This is a genomic window from Clostridium thailandense (assembly GCF_019207025.1).
GTDB lineage: Bacteria > Bacillota > Clostridia > Clostridiales > Clostridiaceae > Clostridium_AM > Clostridium_AM thailandense.
Genome location: NZ_JAEEGC010000040.1, coordinates 19,751 through 27,708 on the forward strand (window position 1 = coordinate 19,751; position 7,958 = coordinate 27,708).

Below are 7,958 nucleotides of genomic sequence, written 5' to 3' on the forward strand. Positions count from 1 at the left end.
TTATGATTGAATTTATAAAGAAACCAATTAAAGCAATAGCTAAATTTATAAGAAGAAGTAGTATCCAACTTATTATAACAGTTTCATTTACATTTGTTACTATCGTGGCGATGCTCTTTGTGGGCATAGCTCTATTTAATACTTTTTCTATGTACTCTCATGAGAATGCTATAATAAATACCAATCAAATAGCAGACGAAATAAATGTTAATATGGGGTATTATCTAAAAAACATGATATATATATCTTCTTTAATTGAAAGTAACATTAAAAAAGATGAGAATTTACCGAATTCACAAGTTTTAAACCAGATGGAAATTGTATCAAATACAAGAGATGATATTGTAGCTCTAGCAGTCTTTACAGATAAGGGAGATGTAGCAGTTAAGCTGCATGATTTTGAAATAAAAGGGAGAGCAAATGTAGAAAATCAAGTTTGGTTTAAAGAAGCGATAAACAATCCTAATAAAGTAAATATATCCTTACCTCATGTCGAGAATATATTTTATGGCAATCATAGCTGGGTAGTATCTCTAAGTAAATGTGTTAAATATAAAAGAGCAGGTAAAGAAGTTACAGGAGTACTACTAGTAGATATGAATTTTAGATCTCTTGATCAATTGTGTCAACAGACTAAGCTTGGTAATATGGGTTATATATATATTATTGATGCTAAAGGAAATATTGTTTATCACCCACAGCAGCAGTTAATATATATGGGTCTAAAACAGGAGAATATAAAAAATGTACTAAGTAGGACTGCAGGAAATTTTATTGAAACCTTTGATAATAAACAGAGACTGGTAACTGTAAAAAATGTCAAAATTACTGGGTGGAAGATAGTGGGGATATATTATTTGGATCAAGTAGTAGCTACTAAGAAAAATTTAAAAGCGTATTCGGTTTTAATAATACTACTAGGAATTCTTTTTGTTACAGCCATATCTAAGTCACTCTCCGCAAAAATATCAAGACCAATAAAGGAATTGGAAAAGTGTATGAAGCTTGTAGAGGAAGGGAGATTTGATGTGAAAATAAATGTAGAAGGAGAGTATGAGGTTGTTCGCTTGTCAAAAGCCTTTAATATGATGGTATCGAGGATTACAAACTTAATGGAGCAAATAGTAAGAGAACAAGAGGGAAAGAGAAAAAGCGAGCTAGATGCACTCCAAGCTCAAATCAACCCACATTTCTTATATAATACTTTGGATTCAGTGGTATGGATGATAGAAAATGAAAAAAATCAAGAGGCAGTTACAATGATAACAGCTCTTGCTAGATTGTTTAGAATTAGTATTAGTAGAGGGAAGAATATTATTACTGTGAGAGAAGAATTGGAACATGCTAAAAATTATTTAATTATACAAAAAATAAGATATAGAAACAAGTTTGAATTTAAAATAGAAGTACAAGACGATGTGTTCAATTATAGTACTATTAAGCTTATTCTTCAGCCAATTATTGAGAATTCTATTTATCATGGAATAGAATGCTCTGTAGACCAGGGAGAAATACTTATTTATGCTGGTATAGAAGAAAATAAATTGTTATTAATGGTCAAAGATAATGGCTTAGGTATGAGAGAAGATGTAGTGAAAAATATATTAGTTGATGAGAATAGAAAAAGTAAGGGGTCGGGAGTTGGAATAAAAAATGTTGATCAGAGGATAAAGCTTTGCTATGGACAAGAATATGGATTAAAAATAGATAGTGAGCTTGAGGTTGGAACTGAAGTTAAAATTTATCTTCCATTGTATAAAGATAGCCTTAAAGAGGTGAATACAAAATGAGAAACATAAAAAATATAGTTGGTGTATTCATAATATTTATTCTGATTTTGTATTCTATAGTTTATTATAATAGTTTAACATTTAATGAAACACAAAAAAACAAGAAAGTTCTTATGGTAGGGGGTCTGACAAACGGTGATTATTGGAATACTATAAAAATGGGAGCTAAGGCAGCTGCAGAAGAAGGAAATGTAGTATTTGAATATATGTCTACTAAGGATGAGGGGGATGTTAAGGGACAAATATCTATAATTAATAATGCTTTGAATAAAGGTATAAATGCATTGGTAGTGGCACCAAATGATTATACTGAAATAGCCAAGGTGATAGAGAAAGCTTATAGCAAAAATATTCCTGTAATTATAATGAATTCCAAGGTAAATACCAATAAATTTAATAGTTATATTTCCGCGGATAACATAGATGAAGGAAAAAAAGCTGGAGATATGCTAGTGAGCATCTTAGGTGAAAAATTTAAAGTAGGAATTATAAGTTCTATTGAAGGCGGAAATTCATCAACAGAAAAAGAAAACGGGCTTATGGAATTGTTTTCTCAGTATAAAGGAATTAAGGTAGTATCAAAGGGATATTGTCTTTCTGATGTTACAATGGCACAAGACTTAACAAAAAGAATGATAAGCGAAAACAATGATTTAGAAGCAATAGTGGCTCTAAATTCTACTGCAGCAGAAGGAGTATCAGAAGCTCTTAGTGAAATGAATTTAGAAGGAAGAGTAAAGGTTATTACCTTTGATAGCACTTTTAAGGAAATTGATTATCTGGAAAAGGGCGTAATTACAGCTATTGTCATTCATGATCCTTTTACGATGGGATATTTAAGTGTAAAATATGCAATTGATGCTCTTAATAATAAAAGTATTCCAAAGGATATTAAGATAGATTCTAAGATAATAGATGGTACAAATATGTATTTGCAAGAAAATGAAAAAATATTGTTTCCTGTTGTTAAGTAACATTGCATAGAATTTTTATATATTTGTATAGAATTTTATATTAATTTTATGTTAATCATATATTAATATAATTATAGAAAACATTTACAAAATAGAATTTAAGGGGGAATTATTAATGAAAAAGGTTCTTACATTGGTACTTTTTGCTTCACTTACAATAGGTGCTCTTGCGGGATGTGGATCAAGTACTCAAAATTCTGGAGGATCATCTAGTGGAAGTAAAGACTCAAAAGTTAACATAGGATGTGCTATCTATAAATATGATGACACCTTTATGACAGGTGTACGTAATGCTGTTGCAGATTCTTTAAAAGATAAAGCTAATTTAGAGATGGTGGATAGCCAAAACTCACAGTCTACTCAAAATGATAAAGTTGATTTATTCATAACAAAAAAGGTTAACAGCATGATAATTAATCCGGTTGATAGAACTGCTGCAGGAGTAATTATAGATAAGGCTAAGAATGCCAATATACCTGTTGTATTTATGAATCGTGAGCCATTAGCAGAAGATATGAAAAAATGGGATAAGGTTTATTATGTAGGAGCAAAGGCTGAACAATCAGGTACAATGCAGGGTCAAATCATAGCAAAATATTTTAAAGATCACCCAGAAGCAGATAAAAATCATGATGGAGTTATTCAATACGTAATGTTAAAAGGAGAACCTGGGCATCAAGATGCAGAATTGAGAACTAAATACTCAATTGAAGCTGTAACAGCAGCTGGATTTAAAGTACAAAAATTAGCAGAAGATACAGGCATGTGGGATCGTGTAAAAGGACAAGAAAAAATGGCTGCATTCCTTGCATCTAATGGAGATAAAATTGAAGCTGTGTTTGCAAATAATGATGATATGGCATTAGGTGCAATAGAAGCATTAAAAGCTGCAGGATATTTTAAGGATAACAAGTATGTTCCTGTAGTAGGTGTTGATGCAACTGCACCTGGAGTTCAAGCTATTCAGGATGGCACAATGCTTGGAACAGTTCTAAATGATGCTAAAAACCAAGGAGCAGCTTCAGCTAAATTGGCAGAAGTTCTTGCTAAAGGACAAACTCCAAGTAAGGATAATACAGGATTTGAAATTAAAGACGGCAAATATGTTTGGATAGATTATAAGACAATCACTAAAGATAATATTAAGGATGCTAAATAATTTTTCAAGTTGTTAATTTATATAGGGATGTGGTTTGAAAATTCCCCATCCCTTGTTATTTTTCATGGGGTTTAAGGAGGTCGCCAAATGAGTGAGAGTGAATTTTTACTTGAAATGAACAATATAGTAAAAGAGTTTCCAGGAGTTAGAGCCCTAGATAAAGTTACTCTAAAGGTAAGACCAGGTAGTGTACATGCACTTATGGGTGAAAATGGTGCAGGAAAATCTACGCTAATGAAATGTCTATTTGGTATATACAAACAAGATTCAGGAGAAATACTTTTTAATGGTAAATCAATACAAAATGATAGTTCAAAGGATGCTTTAGAACGTGGTATTGCTATGATTCATCAAGAGCTTCATCCTGTCAAATATCGTAATGTAATGGAGAATATGTGGCTTGGTCGTCTTCCTTTAAAAAATTATGGCATAGTAAAGTTAGTCAATGAGAGGAAGATGTATGAAGATACAAAAGAATTATTTAAAAGCTTAGAATTAGATATAGATCCAAAAGTTAAGGTGGAAAATTTATCAGTTTCAATAGTTCAGCAAATGGAAATCGCAAAAGCTGTATCCTATAATGCTAAAATTATTATTATGGATGAGCCAACCTCTTCTTTAACTGAAACTGAGGTAGAACATCTGTTTAAGATTATAAGAGACCTAAAAGACAAAGGGGTTTCAATTATCTACATTTCTCATAAAATGGAAGAAATACTTCGCATTTCTGATGAAGTAACAATAATGAGAGATGGGGCTTTAGTAGGAACATGGAAGGCTGAAGAACTTACAACTGATTTAATTATAAAGAAAATGGTTGGAAGAGACCTTACTAATAGATTCCCGGATAGAGAAAATGTACCTGGTGAAGTAGTATTAAAGGTGGAAGGACTAACATCTCCTTTTAAAAAGTGTTTCAAAAACGTTTCTTTCGAACTTAGAAAAGGGGAGATTCTTGGAATTGGAGGTCTTGTAGGAGCACAAAGAACTGAGCTTGTAGAAGCTATTTTTGGACTTAGAAGTGTTGAGGCCGGAAAAATATTTATTAATGGGAAGGAAGTCAGAATTAATTCCTCAATTGATGCAAAAAAATATAAAATCGCACTTCTTACAGAAGAAAGAAGAGTAACAGGGATATTTCCCTTGCTATCTGTGTTAGAAAATACAGTAATAGCAAACTTAAATAAATATTTGAATAGGTTTGGAATTTTAAATGAGAATAAAAGAAAAGAAGATACAAAAAAGGGTATAGAAATGCTGAAAGTAAAGACCCCTTCAGTAAAGACTCTTATAAAAGATTTATCTGGTGGGAACCAACAAAAAGTTTTACTTGCTAGATGGCTTCTTACAGATCCAGATATATTAATACTAGATGAGCCTACTAGAGGGATAGACGTAGGAGCAAAATATGAAATTTATACGATAATTTCACATCTTGCAAAAGAAGGAAAAAGTATCATAATGATTTCATCTGAAATGCCGGAACTTTTAGGAATGTCTGATAGAGTTATGGTAATGTGCGAAGGACGATTGTCAGGAATAATAGATGGTAAATCTGCGACAGAAGAAAAAGTAATGGAACTTGCCGCAAAATATATGGTTTAAAATGGGGAGGGTAAAAATGGAGAATGTTAATATAAAGAAAACAAAAGATTTTGCAAAGCAAAATGCAATTTATCTCGTTTTTATAGTTCTAATTATTGGTATCGCGCTAAAAGACCCACGTTTCATTTCATTAAGTTGTTTTAAAGATATTCTAGTTCAAAGTTCTACTAGAATTATTATTGCACTAGGTGCAGCTTTTGTAATATTGATGGGTGGAGCAGATCTTTCAGCTGGTAGAGTTGTTGGGTTAACAGCGGTATTATCTGCGTCTATGCTTCAATTGCCTGATTATTCAAGAAGATTTTTTCCTAATTTGCCACACCTACCTTTAATAATACCAATACTCATAGCTATAGGAGTTGGTTTGTTAGTTGGACTATTAAATGGTTATATTGTTGCTCAATTTAGTGTACCACCATTTATAGCAACCTTGGGTACAATGGTTATAGTTTATGGTGCAAATTCTATATATTTTAATCTTCCTCCAAACAATTCACAGCCTATAGGTGGCTTAAGGGCTGATTTTTCAAAACTTGGAACAGGATCTTTTTTGGGAATTCCATATATATTTATAATTGCAGTAATTATGACTATTTTAATATATATAGTATTAAATAAAACTAGGCTTGGAAAAAATTTGTATGCCATTGGTGGTAATAAGGAAGCCGCTATAGTATCAGGGATTAATGTTAAAAAGTCAATGCTATATCTATATGTAATTGCTGGTGGTCTTTATGGCTTAGCAGGAGTACTTGAAGCTGCAAGAACAGGAGGAGCTACTAATAACTATGGTAATATGTATGAAATGGATGCCATAGCTGCATGTGTAGTTGGAGGATGGTCCGTTTCTGGTGGTGTAGGAACTGTGCCAGGTGTTGTAATAGGTGTTTTCATATTTAGTGTTATAAACTATGGATTGACTTTTATAGGAGTTAATCCGTATTGGCAGCAAATAATTAAAGGACTTATAATTGTTTCAGCAGTTGCTGTAGATATAAGAAAATATCTTAATAAAAAGTAAGTATTTAAAATTTTAATAATAAAAGTACAGCTAAAAAAGACAAGTTTTCATAAGAAAGTTTGTCTTTTTTAACGGCGTTTTATTATTTATTAATAAATAATATTTATTAATAAATAATACTACTTGATTTTTATGATTATTATGGTAAAATAATAACAAAGAATAATTTGGTTAAAATATATTTATTATGTATTTTGGGAGGTATAATATGAACGTTGAAAAATTAAAAGATGATATTTATTGGGTTGGTGTAGCAGATCCAGGGCTTAGAGTTTTTGATATAATTATGGAGACAAAAAAAGGAACAACTTATAATTCTTATTTAATTGATGACGAAAAAGTTGCCATAATTGATATTGTTAAAGATGGTTTTTTTGATAAATATATTTCTAATATAAAAAGTGTTATAGGGGACAGAAAGGTTGATTACATAGTCGTTCAGCACACAGAGTTAGACCATAGTGGTTCGATCATAAATTTAATTAAAGAATACCCAGATGCGACAGTCATAGGTTCAAGAGCAGCATTAATTTACCTTAAAGATATTGTTAATGCAGATTTTAAAAGTATGGAAGCACCTAAAGAGTTAAGTCTCGGAAAAACTAATTTGAAATTTATTGTTGCTCCAAATCTTCATTGGCCAGATACAATGTTTACTTATGCAGAGAACAAGGAAGTGTTATTTACTTGCGATTTCCTAGGATGTCACTATTGTCCAGAGAAATGTATAATAGATAAATGTTCTGATGATTATTTTGAAGAAATGAAGTACTATTTTGAGGTTATTATGGGGCCTTTTAAAAAGTTTGTTCTAGCAGGACTTAATAAGATAAAAGACTTGAAATATGATATGGTTGCAACAAGTCATGGTCCAGTACATGTCGATGACATAGAAAAATACATTAATCTATATAAAGAATGGGCTACTGAAGAAGCAATAATTGAAGACAACATTCAGATATTCTATATTTCAGCTTATGGAAACACTAAAAAAATAGCAGAATATATCTCAAAAAGAATAAACGATAATGGTGTTAAAGCAGAAGCTCATGAAATAACTTCTATGGATTTATCAGATTTAATATCATTAGCTGAAAAGTCCAGTGGGATATTAGTAGGATCACCAACAATAAACCAAGATGCTGTTAAGCCGGCTTGGGATTTGTTATCGTTAATATGTGCAATTACTAATAGAGGTAAAGCGGCAGGAGCCTTTGGTTCATACGGATGGAGCGGGGAAGGTGTTCCTATGCTAACAGAAAGATTAAAATCCTTGAAATTTAAAGTAGTAGAAGAAGGCTTGAAATTTAAATTTGTGCCTAGCGAAGAAGACTTCAAAAGAGCAGATGAATTTGTGGATAAATTTTTAGGACTAATGTAAAAAACATATTTATTTTTATAGGGTTGCA

6 protein-coding genes are annotated in these 7,958 nt (G+C 31.5%); all 6 read left to right on the plus strand.

What is annotated here, in order from left to right; genetic code table 11:
• The first annotated feature begins 2 nt into the window (after positions 1 to 2).
• The 6 genes from I6U48_RS10045 (at position 3) to I6U48_RS10070 (ending at position 7,930) form a co-directional block, all read left to right on the plus strand.
• Complete coding sequence (locus tag I6U48_RS10045) at positions 3 to 1,790, plus strand: sensor histidine kinase (protein WP_218320281.1); 1,788 nt, start codon at positions 3 to 5, stop codon at positions 1,788 to 1,790.
• Positions 1,787 to 2,764, plus strand: a complete 978-nt coding sequence (locus tag I6U48_RS10050; protein WP_218320282.1) for a substrate-binding domain-containing protein — start codon at positions 1,787 to 1,789, stop codon at positions 2,762 to 2,764. Before I6U48_RS10045 ends, I6U48_RS10050 begins: the two co-directional genes overlap by 4 nt.
• A gap of 115 nt (positions 2,765 to 2,879) precedes the next feature.
• On the plus strand, positions 2,880 to 3,923 hold the full coding sequence (locus I6U48_RS10055; protein WP_218320283.1) for a galactose ABC transporter substrate-binding protein: 1,044 nt from the start codon (positions 2,880 to 2,882) through the stop codon (positions 3,921 to 3,923).
• 87 nt (positions 3,924 to 4,010) lie between these two features.
• Positions 4,011 to 5,528, plus strand: a complete 1,518-nt coding sequence (locus I6U48_RS10060) for a sugar ABC transporter ATP-binding protein (protein ID WP_218320284.1) — start codon at positions 4,011 to 4,013, stop codon at positions 5,526 to 5,528.
• 16 nt (positions 5,529 to 5,544) lie between these two features.
• Entirely contained in the window at positions 5,545 to 6,549 is a 1,005-nt protein-coding gene (gene mglC, locus I6U48_RS10065) for a galactose/methyl galactoside ABC transporter permease MglC (RefSeq protein WP_218320285.1), read from the plus strand.
• Positions 6,550 to 6,757: 208 nt separating this feature from the next.
• On the plus strand, positions 6,758 to 7,930 hold the full coding sequence (locus I6U48_RS10070; protein WP_218320286.1) for an FprA family A-type flavoprotein: 1,173 nt from the start codon (positions 6,758 to 6,760) through the stop codon (positions 7,928 to 7,930).
• Positions 7,931 to 7,958: the final 28 nt, after the last annotated feature.